This is a genomic window from Burkholderia sp. BDU5 (assembly GCF_001522845.1).
In the GTDB taxonomy this organism is placed as follows: domain Bacteria; phylum Pseudomonadota; class Gammaproteobacteria; order Burkholderiales; family Burkholderiaceae; genus Burkholderia; species Burkholderia mayonis.
Window position 1 is genome coordinate 1 of record NZ_LOWC01000004.1, and the last position, 14441, is coordinate 14441.

22 protein-coding genes are annotated in these 14441 nt (G+C 60.9%); 16 read left to right on the forward strand and 6 right to left on the reverse strand.

Annotation, left to right across the window (positions count from 1 at the left end):
- Positions 1 to 36 precede the first annotated feature (36 nt).
- The 3 genes from WS69_RS01175 to dnaB are packed head-to-tail and all read right to left on the reverse strand — an operon-like array spanning position 37 to position 2843.
- Positions 37 to 465 (reverse strand): hypothetical protein, encoded by a 429-nt coding sequence (locus tag WS69_RS01175; RefSeq protein ID WP_059469018.1) that lies wholly within the window; start codon positions 463 to 465, stop codon positions 37 to 39.
- A gap of 12 nt (positions 466 to 477) precedes the next feature.
- Complete coding sequence (locus tag WS69_RS29765; protein WP_082715865.1) at positions 478 to 1479, reverse strand: helix-turn-helix domain-containing protein; 1002 nt, start codon at positions 1477 to 1479, stop codon at positions 478 to 480.
- Between the two features lie 2 nt (positions 1480 to 1481).
- The gene (dnaB, locus tag WS69_RS01185) at positions 1482 to 2843 is read right to left on the reverse strand and encodes a replicative DNA helicase (RefSeq protein WP_059469020.1); all 1362 of its coding nucleotides are present in this window, start codon (positions 2841 to 2843) and stop codon (positions 1482 to 1484) included.
- On the opposite strand from dnaB, the gene WS69_RS01190 reads away from it, so the two are divergent.
- On the forward strand, positions 2842 to 3189 hold the full coding sequence (locus WS69_RS01190) for a hypothetical protein (RefSeq protein ID WP_059469021.1): 348 nt from the start codon (positions 2842 to 2844) through the stop codon (positions 3187 to 3189). The genes dnaB and WS69_RS01190 overlap by 2 nt on opposite strands.
- A gap of 39 nt (positions 3190 to 3228) precedes the next feature.
- Here the strand turns inward: WS69_RS01190 and WS69_RS01195 are convergent, their stop codons facing one another.
- Positions 3229 to 3774 carry a phage regulatory CII family protein gene (locus tag WS69_RS01195; RefSeq protein ID WP_059469022.1) on the reverse strand — a complete coding sequence of 182 codons (546 nt, stop codon included), beginning with the start codon at positions 3772 to 3774 and terminating at the stop codon, positions 3229 to 3231.
- A gap of 90 nt (positions 3775 to 3864) precedes the next feature.
- Between WS69_RS01195 and WS69_RS29770 the strand changes: the two genes are divergently transcribed.
- Positions 3865 to 4065, forward strand: a complete 201-nt coding sequence (locus WS69_RS29770) for a hypothetical protein (protein WP_082715866.1) — start codon at positions 3865 to 3867, stop codon at positions 4063 to 4065.
- A gap of 180 nt (positions 4066 to 4245) precedes the next feature.
- Here the strand turns inward: WS69_RS29770 and WS69_RS01200 are convergent, their stop codons facing one another.
- Entirely contained in the window at positions 4246 to 4485 is a 240-nt protein-coding gene (locus tag WS69_RS01200; protein ID WP_059469023.1) for a hypothetical protein, read from the reverse strand.
- 85 nt (positions 4486 to 4570) lie between these two features.
- On the opposite strand from WS69_RS01200, the gene WS69_RS29775 reads away from it, so the two are divergent.
- From WS69_RS29775 to WS69_RS01260, 13 genes are all read left to right on the forward strand, one after another.
- Positions 4571 to 4972: a hypothetical protein gene (locus WS69_RS29775; protein WP_082715867.1), complete on the forward strand. Its 402-nt coding sequence runs from the start codon at positions 4571 to 4573 to the stop codon at positions 4970 to 4972.
- Positions 4973 to 5503: 531 nt separating this feature from the next.
- Complete coding sequence (locus tag WS69_RS32820; RefSeq protein ID WP_156437887.1) at positions 5504 to 5644, forward strand: hypothetical protein; 141 nt, start codon at positions 5504 to 5506, stop codon at positions 5642 to 5644.
- Between the two features lie 8 nt (positions 5645 to 5652).
- Positions 5653 to 5889 (forward strand): hypothetical protein, encoded by a 237-nt coding sequence (locus WS69_RS01210; RefSeq protein ID WP_059469024.1) that lies wholly within the window; start codon positions 5653 to 5655, stop codon positions 5887 to 5889.
- Positions 5886 to 6011 carry a hypothetical protein gene (locus WS69_RS35230; protein ID WP_269434728.1) on the forward strand — a complete coding sequence of 42 codons (126 nt, stop codon included), beginning with the start codon at positions 5886 to 5888 and terminating at the stop codon, positions 6009 to 6011. Before WS69_RS01210 ends, WS69_RS35230 begins: the two co-directional genes overlap by 4 nt.
- Positions 6012 to 6018: 7 nt before the next feature.
- Positions 6019 to 6225: a hypothetical protein gene (locus tag WS69_RS01215; protein ID WP_059469025.1), complete on the forward strand. Its 207-nt coding sequence runs from the start codon at positions 6019 to 6021 to the stop codon at positions 6223 to 6225.
- Between the two features lie 315 nt (positions 6226 to 6540).
- Complete coding sequence (locus WS69_RS01225) at positions 6541 to 7095, forward strand: PRTRC system protein E (protein WP_059469027.1); 555 nt, start codon at positions 6541 to 6543, stop codon at positions 7093 to 7095.
- A gap of 14 nt (positions 7096 to 7109) precedes the next feature.
- Positions 7110 to 7499 (forward strand): PRTRC system protein C, encoded by a 390-nt coding sequence (locus WS69_RS29780; RefSeq protein WP_082715868.1) that lies wholly within the window; start codon positions 7110 to 7112, stop codon positions 7497 to 7499.
- Positions 7500 to 7677: 178 nt separating this feature from the next.
- Positions 7678 to 8757 (forward strand): PRTRC system protein F, encoded by a 1080-nt coding sequence (locus WS69_RS01235; protein ID WP_059469028.1) that lies wholly within the window; start codon positions 7678 to 7680, stop codon positions 8755 to 8757.
- Entirely contained in the window at positions 8754 to 9464 is a 711-nt protein-coding gene (locus WS69_RS01240; protein ID WP_059469029.1) for a PRTRC system protein B, read from the forward strand. Before WS69_RS01235 ends, WS69_RS01240 begins: the two co-directional genes overlap by 4 nt.
- A 4-nt stretch (positions 9465 to 9468) precedes the next feature.
- The gene (locus WS69_RS01245) at positions 9469 to 10275 is read left to right on the forward strand and encodes a PRTRC system protein A (RefSeq protein ID WP_156437889.1); all 807 of its coding nucleotides are present in this window, start codon (positions 9469 to 9471) and stop codon (positions 10273 to 10275) included.
- Positions 10272 to 11033 (forward strand): PRTRC system ThiF family protein, encoded by a 762-nt coding sequence (locus tag WS69_RS01250; protein WP_059469030.1) that lies wholly within the window; start codon positions 10272 to 10274, stop codon positions 11031 to 11033. Before WS69_RS01245 ends, WS69_RS01250 begins: the two co-directional genes overlap by 4 nt.
- 8 nt (positions 11034 to 11041) lie before the next feature.
- Positions 11042 to 12436, forward strand: a complete 1395-nt coding sequence (locus tag WS69_RS34410) for a hypothetical protein (RefSeq protein WP_231747047.1) — start codon at positions 11042 to 11044, stop codon at positions 12434 to 12436.
- Between the two features lie 5 nt (positions 12437 to 12441).
- Entirely contained in the window at positions 12442 to 12741 is a 300-nt protein-coding gene (locus WS69_RS01260; RefSeq protein ID WP_231747048.1) for a hypothetical protein, read from the forward strand.
- Here WS69_RS01260 and WS69_RS01265 read toward each other — a convergent pair.
- A complete protein-coding gene (locus WS69_RS01265; protein WP_231747049.1) occupies positions 12738 to 13652 on the reverse strand; it encodes a tyrosine-type recombinase/integrase in 915 nt (304 codons plus the stop codon). The two genes, WS69_RS01260 and WS69_RS01265, sit on opposite strands and share 4 nt — an antisense overlap.
- 405 nt (positions 13653 to 14057) lie before the next feature.
- Between WS69_RS01265 and WS69_RS01270 the strand changes: the two genes are divergently transcribed.
- Positions 14058 to 14327 carry a pyocin activator PrtN family protein gene (locus WS69_RS01270; RefSeq protein ID WP_059469035.1) on the forward strand — a complete coding sequence of 90 codons (270 nt, stop codon included), beginning with the start codon at positions 14058 to 14060 and terminating at the stop codon, positions 14325 to 14327.
- Positions 14328 to 14441: the final 114 nt, after the last annotated feature.

The window sequence follows — 14441 nt, forward strand, 5'->3', positions numbered from 1 at the left end:
ACGCCGGCTTGCCGCCCCCGCCAACATGCGGACATTTCATTTGCTACAAAACCGGACATTTCTATTTGTCCGCGACACCCCCTCGGCTATCTGATCGATGATCGACTGCATCGATACGTACGTCGGCGGCGGCTCGACGAGCTTCTCTTCGACGGCCCGCTTTGCGTGTGCAAGGGCTAAATCGAAGATCGAATGCGGTCGTGCCTTGATGCCAAGGCGACGGCAAATCACAAACGGCGGCTTGCTCCAGACGTAGTGCTGCTGGAGCAGTTTGCGATCGAACGGCATGACCTTTCGTACTGCGCGCTCGACCTTATTCGCGTCCGCAAGATCGAGCGTCGAGTCCACCGCGCGACCACCGACCGTCGGAAAATAGATGCTGGCAACGAGCGAATCGCCACCGCCATCACCGCTGCCATTGCGCTGCGCGCGCGCCCAATTCTCCAATCGCTTTTCGATCGTCATAGTTCCCTCGCCTCAATCTTCGTAGTAGCCGACGTGATGCCGGCAATATCCTCGGCGTGCCGCGCCGATACCGAGAATCGTCGCAACATGCGTGCAGCGCACGCCGTTCGCGTCGACGTGTGCGCAGAGCCGATCATCAACGGCAGGTGCCGCAGCGCTAACGCCGGACGGCGACGCGGGCTGCTCGAGCGCCGCGTTGCGCCGGCGGCGCACCTCGGCCCAATGCTTCCGCAGCCGATGCGGCGACGTGATGATCCGCTTCCAGAACTTGTCCCGAAGCGCCCACGCGAACAGGCGAACCATCGCGCGCTCGTCGCGACCGTCGTCCGCCTGCATGCGCTTGATCTCGAACGCCCAACTGCGCAGGTTCGGCTCGTCGCACTCCGGATCGATCGCCTTCACCCGATCCCGCATCCAAGTCGCCAGCTCTGCTGCATCGCTCTCCTGCAAATCCCCACCTCTCTCGCTCACCGCTCCCGGGTATACCTCCGAGGTATGAGAGAGAGAGTTTTTTTCCATCTTTCTATTCTTTGGGTTATTAGTTGGCACCTCGTGCCAGTAACTTTCCTGCATCGTCGCCGTCCCCGCCGTGCCACTGGTCGCATCATGTGCGGCCGGCGCATCGTCAGACACGCTTGCAACAACACCGCCGGCACGACGTTCCGCCAACTTGTCGGCCCCGCTATCTTCCGGCGCTTTGCCGTCGGCCGGCTCTTCCGTCAAACACCCATCCGGAGCACACAGTCGATAGTGGCTATGAGCCCATTGCCGGCCCGGTTGGCGAGATTTCCAGTTGTCCACCCATCCCTTGTCGCGCGCGATCCGGAGATGCTTACTCGCCGTGCGTACGGCGATGCCTGCCCGCTCAGCGAGCGTTTCCAGCGCCGGCCAACACGTTTGACCAAATTCGTTCGTGAATCCCGCCAGCGTATGAAGCACAAGCTTCGTCACGCTCGGTAATTCGCTTTTTTCCATGGCGCGACGCCACTGGAACATGGTGACTGCGGTCGACATGATTAATGTTCTGCAATGAAATTTTCGAAGCGAGTTGCACTCGCATTGAACGTCAGTCGGATCGCGCCGAGCGGGCCATTTCGCTGTTTTGCGATAATGGCCTCGGCCGTACCGCGGTCCGCGGTGTCGGGGTTGTAGACTTCATCCCGGTAGATAAACATGATCACGTCCGCGTCCTGCTCGATCGAGCCGGATTCACGCAGATCGGCCATGATGGGACGCTTATTCGGACGATTTTCTAGGCCGCGATTTAGCTGCGAAAGCGCGATGACGGGCACCTTGAAATCCTTCGCGATATTTTTCAATGCCCGGGATATTTCAGCGACCTCGACGGCCCGCACTTCGTTGCCGGCCCGATCGGAATACATCAGTTGCAGATAGTCGACGACGATCACCCCGAATTCCCCGCCAACCTCGCGTTGTGCTCGTCGGAGATGCGTTCGCAACGCGCTCGGCGTCAGCGTCGATTCCTCGAGCAGATAAATCGGCGTGCTCGACAACTGCGTAACAGCATGCGTAACACGCGGCCACTCGTCGTCTGCGATCTTGCCTACGCGGAAGCGATGTTGATTCAACCGGCCGGCCGATGCCACCAATCGAACACCGAGCTGCTCGTTTGGCATTTCCAGAGACACAACCATCGCGGGTTTTTCGGACAGTCTTGCTGCGTTCTCCGCAATATTCATTGCCAGCGACGTTTTTCCCATCGACGGGCGTCCGCCGATAATCCACAATTCGCCTGGCTGCATTCCCGTTGTGCGTGCATCGAGATCCGCGAACCCAGTCGGAATTCCGGTGACTTCGGAACTATCGTCACGCTGACTCAACTCGTCGACACGCTCCATGACACGAAAGAGCACGGAATTCAGTGAAACAAACCCGGTTTCGTTTCGCCGTGTGCTATCCGACAACGCGAGCACCGACTGCTGCGCCTCATCAATAAGCCCCGCAATGTCACGACCGCCAGTGTTGTGCGCGAGATCGATCAGCTTGGCGCCGACCCTCGACAATGCGCGTCGAATAGATCGACCACGCACGATCTCTGCGTACCGGGCCACGTTCGATGCACCCGGCGTCGACTGCGCCAACTCGTTCAAGTATCGAAGCGGTTCTTTGATCTTCGCACCGGCGGTCTGCAGGTGATCGAATACCGTAACGACATCGACCGCAACACCGGCAGCGAGCATTGCGCCGAACGCCTCGAAAATAAGGCGATTGTCGCGCGTCGTAAAATCGTCCGGCGATATAATCGACGCCGCAACATCATAGGCCTCGCTATCCAGCAGAATTGCACCGAGCACGGATTGTTCAGCTTCGATCGAGCTGATTGAGGCGGAATTTTCGGAAGGAGTTTGAATTCCCATGTCTGAATCCTTGAGAAAAAGCGAGCCCCTCGCCGGCATCGATTTCGATGGCAGCGATGTTTTACCCTCTGAAGATTTCGAGGAAAGCGATGACGTTCCGGAGAAACTACGCGGCATATGGGTTGTCGCTGTTGACAACTTCACATCTCAAGCCGATTTCACGATCTCCGTTGACCAGCTTGCGCGCACGATCGCGTACACGCAGTCCGCATTCGCGAACAACCGACTCTTCGGCAACGGCCAAATCATTGGTGCATTCGAAAACGAGGAACAAGCGCGACAGCTTGCTCAAGCGCTTGACGCATATCGAGCTCTAGCGCAAAAGGATCGCGACACGCCCCGGTAATTCGGCGGACCGCGTGCTTGAGAATTTACGACGCGACGGTTAGTCACGTTTCCACCCCGATCCCGTGGCAGAGGATGGCCGAGCACGCGACCGCCCCGCTCGCCGCGCGATCTGGATCGTTTCCTCGATTCGACGCTGCGCTGCGCGACCGATCTTCTCGATCGACTCGGCCTCCCGGCGCTCAATCACACCGTCGCTCACTGCGCGACGAACCTCATCGGCCAGCCCACCCGCCTTGGTGTTTACAGAGAGCACCGATTCGACCAAAGCATTGATGCAGCCCGGCGCCTCGTCATGCTCAGCGCTCACAGCGACAAGCCCGAACCGCCCATTGAAAGCGTGAACAGCATCCATCGCGTGCGGCTGGTTCTTCTCAAGCATCCACTCGACGAGCAACTCGAACATTTCGCCGGACAGACGCGCGCCGTCGACTTCGCGCAATTTCAGGCGCAACGCCTCCCCGGTGATCCGAGCGCCACGTCGCTCCGTTAAATATCGAGCTGCATCCTCGACCTTGCCCGGCGTGTTCAGGACCGACGTGTAAAGGACATCGATCCACGCGGTTTGACTGTATTGGTGAGCCATTTTTACCCTTGAATTTCACCGTTTTTCATGCTGTTAACCTCGCGTCGGATCGAATACCATTCAATCACTCGATCAACGGAGCCGGAATTTATGGAAGCAAACCACCCCTACGATTTCCGCTGTAATTTCTGCGGATTCGTTCGAAAGGAGACCATCGAGCGAGCGCTCAACGGCCAATTAGATCCCCCGGCCTGGTGTCCGGAATGTCGTCGGACGATGGAACTCGATTTCGACGATGTCGAAAAGCAAGCAAAGAAGGCGGGATTGATACCGATCGATGACGGGGAGTGACGCGCCCACCTGGTCCAACCACCCAGTCAGGTTCGCGGCCAGTGCGGATCAGTCGGCGCATGTACACCTCTTGGAGCCAGTCGACCCACCGGACGCGATGCCGATATGCAAGCCGCGAGAATGGGCTGCGATGGTGCATCAGCAAATATCGGAGAGCCGACCAGTGAGGGGATCGACGCTTCATGCGATCTCCTGTTTTTGAGCGAGCTCCGGCCAGATGTCCGGGATCACGTCGGCGGAGAACAAATCAACCCTCCGGACGAGCCCGGCGGTCTCCCGCTCAATTGACCAGCCGAACGGGATCGGCACGGGTCTCTTCTTGTTTGCCCATGCGCTCAGGTCCGACGCATGAGCGCCGATGGCGGCGGCCAATTTGACGAGTCGGCCGCGTTCGGCATCGAGATAGGTTCTGAGGTCCATACCGCAACTTTAGCGAAACGCAAAAGCTTTGTCTATAGCGTTTCGCGCATATACGGCTTTAGCGTTTTGCTATTGAATTGCAGACATGAAGGACATCGACCAAATCCGTCGCGACAACCTCAAGATCATCGAATCCGAGCATGGGGGGCCGGCAGCTGCAGCCGCTGCCATCGGCATGTCTCACTCGCAATTCACCAATCTGCGAGACGGAGCAAAGGACTCGAAGACGGGCAGGGCTCGCGGCATGCGCGCAATGACGGCGCGCAAAATTGAACAGAACATTGGCAAACCAGTCGGCTGGATGGATACCGACCACTCCGCCGCAGCGGCTGCGAATTCTCCAGCCGATCCGCCGGCTGGCTGGAGCCAACTTAACCCCGGCCAACGCGCTCAGGTTGAATCGTTTATTGGATGGCTCTTAACGCAATCGGCGACTCAACCGAACACTACGCCGTCAGGAAGTAAGCGATTCGGCAAGGGCGGGTGACGCTGCCGGCTTATACCCGGGCCTTGGCTCAAGGCAACAGTCCGGAAACAACCAATCGCGGGTCAAAATCAGGCCGCCGCCGTCGTCTGCCAAACCCATTACGGACGGCCCCGCAAGCTCGCACTCCCACCTTCCGTCGAAATGTATCTGTACCACCTCAACGAAGCGCCCAACAAGGGCCTCGTTGGGCGACCGCACAACCCTCGCGACATCCCCCGGCCTGCATCGCAGGCATTTAATCGGTTCTTCTTTCATCAACAGCCCCGCCTTCATTAGCGCCGAAATACTGTATGCATGTACAGTAGTGTAATCAAAAAGACAGATCCCTTCCAACAACTGTCAGTTTTGTCAGGATGCCCGCAACATGCGGTTTTTTTGCGCCCGACGACACAACCTGGCGTCACGCGTCCTAGTTCGGCGTTACAAATTTAGCGTATGTTTTCGCGTTTCGCTATAGACAAGCGTTTCGCGTTTCGCTAAAGTCCGACTCGTCGCAGCACTGCCGCTGCACATGCACTAGGCGAGGCACCAATGCTTACCACCCTGTTCCAGCGTCGTGAATTCATGGGGCTTAAATCGCGTTCGTTGCGGGTTCGCGACTGGCACCCGCTCGTCGCGCTCGTCGTGCTTTACCTGATTGCCTGCGCGATCGCCCCCGAACTCGGCGTTTGAGGTGCGCGATGAACAACAAACCGCGCTCCGCACGTCAGCTCGAAACGGTAATTCTCGGTTGCATCAAACGCTCGGCGGAATACGCCAAGAAATACAACCCCGACATTTCCAACCGTGATCGGCGCACCAGTGATTTCGTCGCCAGCCTTTGCGGTGCGCTCGAGGGACACGGATATCTCGAACTCGCCAAGGCATTCGCGGCCGGCGCCGGCATGGAACACCTGTACCCGGCGGAGAAAGCATGAACAAGCCCCTGCCCCTCTGGAAAATCGTGCTGCTCTGGCTGGCCGTTGGTATCGGTTGCGTCGCGTGGACGTACGCCGGCGAAGCGGCGGATGCATCGAGCGCGACGACCTACAGCGCGTGAGCTGGCCATGCAGAAAGCTCACCTGCCTGCACACCTGCTCCGTGTCGAATGGCAATTGCTGCACATGCGGGGCGATTTCGACATCGCGATCCAGCGCGACAGCGTTCGCAAGATGCTGGAATCGTCAGCGCGTGCACGCGAGTCGCGCGAGCAACGCCGTGCAGCTGCGAGCGCGGACATTAAGCGCCTGCAAGCCGGCGACGCGGAGGACTGATCGATGCCCCGCTGTCACGTTCGCTGCACACACTGCGCGACTCGGCGGTGCTTACGCCGACACCCCGACCGTTACGAACGCTTGCCGGCTTGCCGTGTGTGCGGCCGGCGCCGATACCGCGTCGACCGCTGGATGAATCGCCGGAACACGACACGCATGCGGTGCGACTGCGCCGGTTACTGGTTCCCGCACCGGCGCGGCTCCCTTTTCTGCTGGCACCGAGCCGACGGCTCGAACCGCTACCCCGGCGACGCCGATTTCGCCGATCGCAATTTCGACGGCCTCGCGGCCTGACTTCACTTGAGAGGTAATCGCATGTCTCTGTTCACGTCACTGCACGCGCTCGCGCAGGCAGCAAGCATCAACATCCTGATCACCGCCGAGGGCGATGAAAATCTGCGCGTCAATGTCACGCCGCTGCAGAACGGCAAGGGTGAGAAAAAGCTCTGGCCGCTGTCGCTCGTCGCGACGCCCGAAGAACTCGACGCCGAATTCGCAACCGCGGTCGAAGCATACGAACCCGGCGCGCTGTCGCTGCTCGACCAGGCGCGCGCGTGCGCCGCCGCGAACACATCTGGTTCAGCGCCCGCGCTTCCCGCGCCGAGCGCGGGACCGTCGTCCAGCGCCCCGGCGAAACGTGGGCGCGGTCGACCGCCGAAGGCAGAGAAGGCCGGCGACGCAAATACCCCTTCGGCAAACAACGATGCAGACGCTAACCCAAATGCAGCCGATCCGCGCCAGATGCGCATCGATGACGGTGCAGGACAAGCCGCCGCCGAAGCATCGCCGCCCGCAGAAACACCGGCAGCCGCAGAGCCCACGAACACGACGCAGCCGGCAACGGACGGCGACGCCGTCGACATGTACTGATTGGGGAGCTAGACATGCAAATCGAAAATCTCCAACGCGAGTTTTCCTACAACGGCGCGAAGCTCGCCGATCCGGCGCCGACGTTCACGCTGCAGCAGGTCCGCGATTTCTATTCGCAGACCTACCCCGAGCTGACGAACGCCGAGATCGAGGGGCCGGTCGTGAAGGGCAATCGCAACGTCTACACGTTCCGCCGGGCCGTCGGCACGAAGGGCGGCGATCCGTTCGTCGATGTCCGCACACAAATCGATGCGATCCTCGCCCACGGCCGCGCCGTACCGATGCAGATTCGGTCCTACCTGCTCGAAGTCGACCGATTCAGCGCCGCCCATGTCTGCCCGCTACTCGACGCGGAAATCGCGTTTATCGGCGCGCTGTTCGCGCATTACGGGAGCGCGGCATGACTCTTCGCGAACTTCGTAAGCACCTGCGCGAAAACACGTTCGTCGACAGCCGCGCGCTCGCCGCTCCGAAGAAGCACGTCAACAGCTCGCTCGCGCTACACATTTGGCGCGCAGTAGCTGCTGGCGATAGCTCGGCGCCGCGCTTGCGTCTCCCGTCGTCCGACATGCCGGTTTTGCCATGATCTCGAACGCCCTCACCCTGCCACGTATCGCCAGCGACGTGCCGACCCGGTACGTCGCTGGCGAAAGCGGCCAGTTCGCGCACAACCTCGCGCTTTCACTGATGCGCGGGAACATGTTGACCATCGAAGATGCGCAACTGGCCAATGATCACCGCAATGAACGCGAACTCGCTCGAATCGCTCTCACGCGGGCATGGCGAGAAATCACGGACGCACATTCGATTTTCGAATGGTCTTTGCGTGTAAGCGCCGATTCGTGCGGGCCATCGTATTACCGTACCAACGACGACAACAACGTGTGGCTGTCGATTCACACCGAAGAAGGCGCCGGCTCCGCGCCGGTTCGATTCTTGCGTGGCAGCGTTACCCATCTCGAAAGCGTGATGCCCGGCCTCGGTCAGACAGTACTCGCCGTGCTTTATGAAGCGTGCACGCACTACCTGCCGTCCGTCCTGACGCCGAGTGAGACGATCTCCATTGCCGGGTACATGTATTGGCAAGGGCATGCGAACGAAATCGACGCGCTACCCGAGCTGCGCATGAGCTACGACGACGATGAATCCACAACTCCCGAAGAATTCTTTGAGGCGTGCTCCGTCCCTCGTCGCGCCGAATTCTTCCACGACGCGCCGGAATGGCTCATCAAGCCGCGTCAGGTATTGAACACGTTCGACGTACACCGCGCGGCTGAGCAGGATGCTGTTGCGGCACTTGCCGTTAGCGCGTGCGACGAGATTCATCGACTGATTTCCCACGAAGGTCCGTTTTCCCGCGTCGACTGCCGCGATTCCAGCATCGGGCCGGGCATCGATTTTTCCCTGTTCCTGCTTTGGGACCACGACGACGGCACCGGCCGCGTACTCGATGACTTTCTCGAACACGAAATGCAGGGCGATGCGCTCGAAGCCGCGTGTGCGATCAGCCTGCCGCTCGCAGGCAAGGCCGTCGGCAACTGGTTTGCGCGGATGCGCAATACCGCGCGCCTGGCGCTCGCCGTCGAAGCGTTGCTCGACGTGATCGCGCTCCGATCGCCGGACAGCCCGGCCGAGGCACAACGCATACAGGTGCGCGTATGAAAGACGTCGACATCCATTGCGACACCGAATCGCACCTCGAACTCGATTCTGCGCTGCTGCTGTATCGGAACAGTGCCGAAACGCAGGTATACGTGACGCGCCATGCCGCGCGCGTCGTCGACGGCGTGCCGACGCTGCTCGCGGGTGAGCCGGTCACGGAGCGCCAACTTGCGGCATTCGCTGCCGCAGCATCGAAACGCGCCGCGCAACAGGGCTTCGTGCACGAGCGAGTGATCTTCGCCGGCTCGGGCGTTGTCGCGTGGTGGATGCCGGCAGGCGTGCGTCATGTCTGGTTCAAATCGGAAAAGCCGCTCGGCACGCGCGCGGGCCCCGCACATCAACCCGCCCTGCTGTTCATCGCGCAAGGCGACAGCCGGCACGTTTTCGCGCTCGCCGAGAACGCGCGACCGCAGCGCAATACAAACCTGTTCCAGGCGCCGTACTACAACGTCTATTCCTCCGGTTCAGTATGTACCGGCAACGTCGAGATCGCGAAGCAACCGAACGCGGCCGACGTCGAGCAATACGAGGATGAATTCTTTCGGAGTCGGTTCACGCATCCGAACGCCCCAAAGCTGATTCAGGGCGGAAGCGTTTCCACGCTCTGGCGCCAGCTGCTCGACGGCGCCGAATTTCCCACCGACAGGCTGGTCGCGCTTGACCTGACCGTCGAATCCGCAATTCAACGTCTCACGCAACGGAGATAACGACATGTCCAGCAAGATCGAAGCCATCAAGGCAACCTTCGAATCGGCTACGACCGACACGCTGCGCGCGCTGGGCGACGCGCTCAAGATATTCAGCGAGGCAGTCGCCGACGAAGTGAAGGCCGGCCAGTCGCGCCCGATCGCCGCGAACGCCGACGCCGCAAATATCGGCCTCGACGAAGCACTGTTCGACAGCGCCCCCGTCGCCGCGGTCCCGCGCCACGCAGAATTTGCGCCGCTGCTCGACGTCGGCCACCGATTCCTGCTCGCAGCAGAAGGCCTGTTTGTCGAGATCCGTCGCCCCTGGCTGCACCTGATTCAGCCGATCGCATCGATCGAAAGCGCCGGCCCGCGTCCGCCGTACGGCTCGCTCGCACCGAAAATCGAATTCGCGTTCGGCCGTCTCGGCGCCGCCGAGCAGCATTTCCGCCGGTTCGGCGAGGACGCGCGCGCCGCAGCCCCGAACGAACACGCGGCGTGGATCGTGTGGGACAACGAGAAACGCGAACTCGCCTATCGCGACCTCGAGATTGACCACGCTACGCCGGGCAGCATCACATTCAAGCGCCCCGCTCTCACCGAACACGAAAGCCTCGTCGTCGACCTGCACAGCCACGGCACGACCAGCGCATTTTTCAGTGAGGTCGATGATCGTGACGACGCAGGCGAGGTCAAGCTCTCGGCCGTCGTCGGCACGCTCGCGGCCGGCGCGACGCCCACCATTGCGTTCCGCCTTTGCGCACTCGGCAAGACCATTCAACTGAAGGTGCCCGTAACCGCGTTCTTCGCCGCAGCGGAGGCGTCAGCGTGAGCCAGTCGGCAACGAAGCAACACCGGACGCCGGCGCATTTCATCGGCGATCAACGCGTCAAGATCGCACTGATCGGATGCGGCGGCACCGGTTCGCAGATGCTGACCGGCCTCGCGCGCCTGAACCATGCGCTCGTCGAACTCGGCCATCCGGGCCTGCACGTGACCGCATTCGACGCGGACACCGTCAGCGCCGCGAACGTCGGCCGGCAAATGTTCAGCCCGGCCGACGTCGGACAACGCAAGAGCGTCGTGCTCGTGCACCGGCTCAATGCGTTCTTCGGGCTCGACTGGTGCGGTCGGCCGGTACACGCCGGCCCGGACGCAATCGTACGCGGCACGCTCGATCTCGTCGTGATGTGCGTCGACAGTGCCGCGGCACGGGCAAAGCTGACGCCCTTCCTGAAAAAGGCCGGCAGTTACGTGATGGATCTCGGTAATCGTGCGAGCGACGGTCAAGTAATTCTCGGTGCGGGCGAACAAGCGCTTGGCAACCGGACAGGCGATCAGGTCGACAGCATACCGCTGCGCTGGCCGTACGACGTCCTGCCCGAACTGATCGATACGACGATCCCCGAGGACGACACACCGAGTTGCAGCCTCGCCGAAGCGCTTGAGCGACAAGAGCTGTTCATCAACCAGGCCATCGTGACGCAGGGGCTCGCGATCCTTTGGGAATTTTTCCGGCACGCACGCCTAACGTGGTGCGGCGCATTCATCAATCTGAAAACAGGCCAAGTGCGGCCGGTATCCGTATAGAGGAATTTATGGCTATCCGTAACGAAAAAAGCCCGCTCACGCGGAACGCAAGCGGGCAACGTTGTGCTGCAAGAGAGACAGGTGCGCCCACCGGGACACCTTCCCGAGTTATCGACACCGAAGCAGAGAACTTTAGCACCCACCAGGGCCACGCTGATGCCCTGACGGCAAAAGACGCCCTCGCAGCAATCGAGACGTTCGAAATCGTCGGCGAAAACAACGATTCGCGCGAACCGAACGCCGATGATCGTTTCATCCTGACCGAGTTCATCGCGCATGCATTCGGTGGATACCCCGCCGAGCGACACGCAGCAGCGCCGGCCGACGCCCGGGCGCACTGGAAAACCGGGACGCCGCCGACCAAGGATGGCGAACACCACGAATACATCGTGGCAGTGCGCCGCGCACATGACAAACGGCGTGTATTCGTGTTCGCTGCCAGCCACGCGATCAACTATGCCGATGACCTGCACGACCAAGACGGCAAAGAATTCATCGCGGACGGCTGGTACGACATCGGCGAAGACCCAAGCGGGGAATTCAATACCTTGTTCACGCCGACTCTGGGTCCGGATGACGAGGTACTCGGCTGGCAGGAACTCCCGAAGTGGAGCGCTGCGACATCCGCAGAGCTCGAACCCACTGTGACAAACGTGCAGCAAGAAGCAGCCCCTGTCGAGGGCGCAATCGACCCGAGCGAGCACCTGATCAACTTCAGCTGCCAGTCGCTCACCCTTACCGGCGCGCAGCTGCTCGAAGCACTCGACTTCATTGCGCCGGATCGCGATCGCGACCAGCTTGAAAGCGAACTCACGTTCCAGCAAGGCGAAGGTCACGCCGGCAACGGCATGTATTGCTGGGTCACCGAATACCCCGAGGAAGGCGCGATCTTTGTCGACGGATCGACCGCAATCCCAGCCGAAGCCGTGCCCACGCCGGCGGACGAGCGGAAGGAATGGCTCGGCCCCCATCGCAACGGATGGGAAGCGCTGAATGAGACGCGGAAGGCTGTCGCCGAGGTCATTGGCGCCGACCCCGCAACGTGGCCCGATCATGGAAACGCACCGTTGGCAATTGCCGCGGCGCTCGCCCTACGCCAACCGCAACCGCGCGCCGAGATGACGAAAGCGGCGCACGACGTGCTCGCCGAACGCCGCCGGCAGGTCGACCAGGAAGGCTGGACGCCAGCACACGACGATCAATACGGCGATCACGAAATGTCCTGCGCCGCAGGCTGCTATGCGATGTGCACGCTGGCGTACCCCGCTGGCGATCCGCCTCCGGCGTGGCCCTGGGCCGCCGATTGGTGGAAGCCGACGACGCATCGTCAAAATCTCGTGAAGGCCGGCGCACTGATCCTCGCCTCGATCGAACAGATTGACCGCGCACGGGAGCCCCAATAATGGACATGAGCGAATTGCAGCAGCTGCTGCCCGAGCTGCGCCGGCTGGTCGCGGCGCTCGAGCAGCCGAAGAAGCTCGACGAAACGCTGTGGAGCACGGAGCAAATTGCGAAATGGCTCGGCCTGTCGAAAGCCACCGTTGAACTGCGAGTCGTCACCCGCAAGGATTTTCCCGAAGGCATGCGTCCCGTTGAAAGTCAGCAAGCACAGCGCCGATGGTTCGCGAGCGACGTACTCGAATGGGCGCGCCGGAACCGCGGCACGCTCCCGACGCCGCGGCCTGGCCGGCGCCGAAAGGCAGATTAATCGAGGCGTGCCGCCAGCTCGGCGGCCGTCTCGTCGTAGTAGATCATCAGGGATTGAATATCCCTGTGCCCGATCATCTTCGCCAGCGCCAGCACGTGGAGCTTCCGCGATAGGCGCGTCGTCGCCTCGTGCCGAGAATCGTGGAAATTCAGGTCCGCGATCTCGGGCCGCTTCTTCGCCAGTGTCCCGCGCGTGCGCCGCCACATCACATCCATGCTGGCCTGCGCAACGGGGAAACATCGCGGCTCCCCCTTTATTCTCGGCAAACGCCGGATCAATTCGACGGCTCGCGTAGACAGTGGCACATCCCGCGCGTCGCCGTTCTTCGTCTTCGGCAGCCGCACAAATCGCTTGTCTAGATGCACGCTCGGCCACGTCATCGACGCCATTTCGATCTGCCTCATGCCAGTCTCGAGGGCGAGCAGGAAAGCGAGGGCCGTATACTGCTTGACGTTCTTCGGCGGAACCCCATCCTGCAATCCGAGAGCCGCGGCCATCGCGGCCGCCTCGTCGTCCGACACGCGACGATCGCGCGACGGTGGATTTTTGGGGCGCTTCACCTCGTGAACCGGGTTCGTGTGCACCCACTTCCATTCGGCGCGCGCAGCCTCGAATACCGCCGACAGCAGGTTCAAATCCCGGTTGACAGTTGACGGCTTGACCACCTTGAGTCGAGCGTCGCGCCATGCCCCGATTTGCTCGGGCTTCACGTTGCGGATCAGGTCACCCACGAAATCCATGCTCGCCCGAAAGAACTCGAGCCGAGTCTTGTTCCATTCGTGCTTGCCCATCGCGGGCGAAACCTTTTCCAGGTATTCATCGAAGCCATCGCCGAGCGTCTTGTTGACCTTCGAATATGATCGTCGACGGCCAGCGTCGATTTCCGCCTCGAGCGCGGTCGCCCAAGCCACGGCCTCTGCCTTTGTATCGAACGTTCTGGAATCTCGAATACCTGCCTTCGCAACTTCCGCGCGCCACGACGCGCCCCGCTTTCTGTAGCTTGCCATCCTGTGCCCTGGCGTAATTTTGGCGTAAAGGATAGCGGAAATTTGATGGATTTTGGGGAACTCTGGAATCGAACCCGTACCGCGAGACAGCCCGGCGAGCCCCGTCAGTATTGGCTTCGTAGAAAATTGATGGAGTTTGATAGCTGTTGAAGGAATCACAGCCGATCCCTGTCGGGGGGACCATCCGATGATTCCGAAGTAGTCCGGCGAAATCCCCCAAAGTTCCAGAAAACCCCGCCTAGCTATGCTACGTGGGGCTTTTTTCTTCCTCCACCGACATTTGAGCCTGAGACGATGGAGAAAACGAACTTGAACACGGCATTTTTGCTTATGGCGCAGTACAACGCGCGGACGGTGATCCCGATCGACGAAGTATGCCGGGACTTCTTTCCGCACCTGTCGACCGACAAGACGATTCGCAAGGTGTCGCTCGGCGAAATCCGACTTCCGTTGATTCGTGTCGAGCCGTCGCAGAAGTGTGCCAAGGGCGTACACCTGCAAGACCTCGCCGACTATCTCGATGCGCGTCGCGAAGCCGCGCAAAAGGAGTGTGAACAGCTTGCGAGCGCTCGACGCTAGAGCACCGAACAGGGGTAGCGAGCGTCGTTCGGGGGTATTTTTGGCTCATCGAGGAATTCCGGGGAACGCGGCGCGGATTTTGAGGAAGAAATATTCCTCGTCGCGGTACCCGTA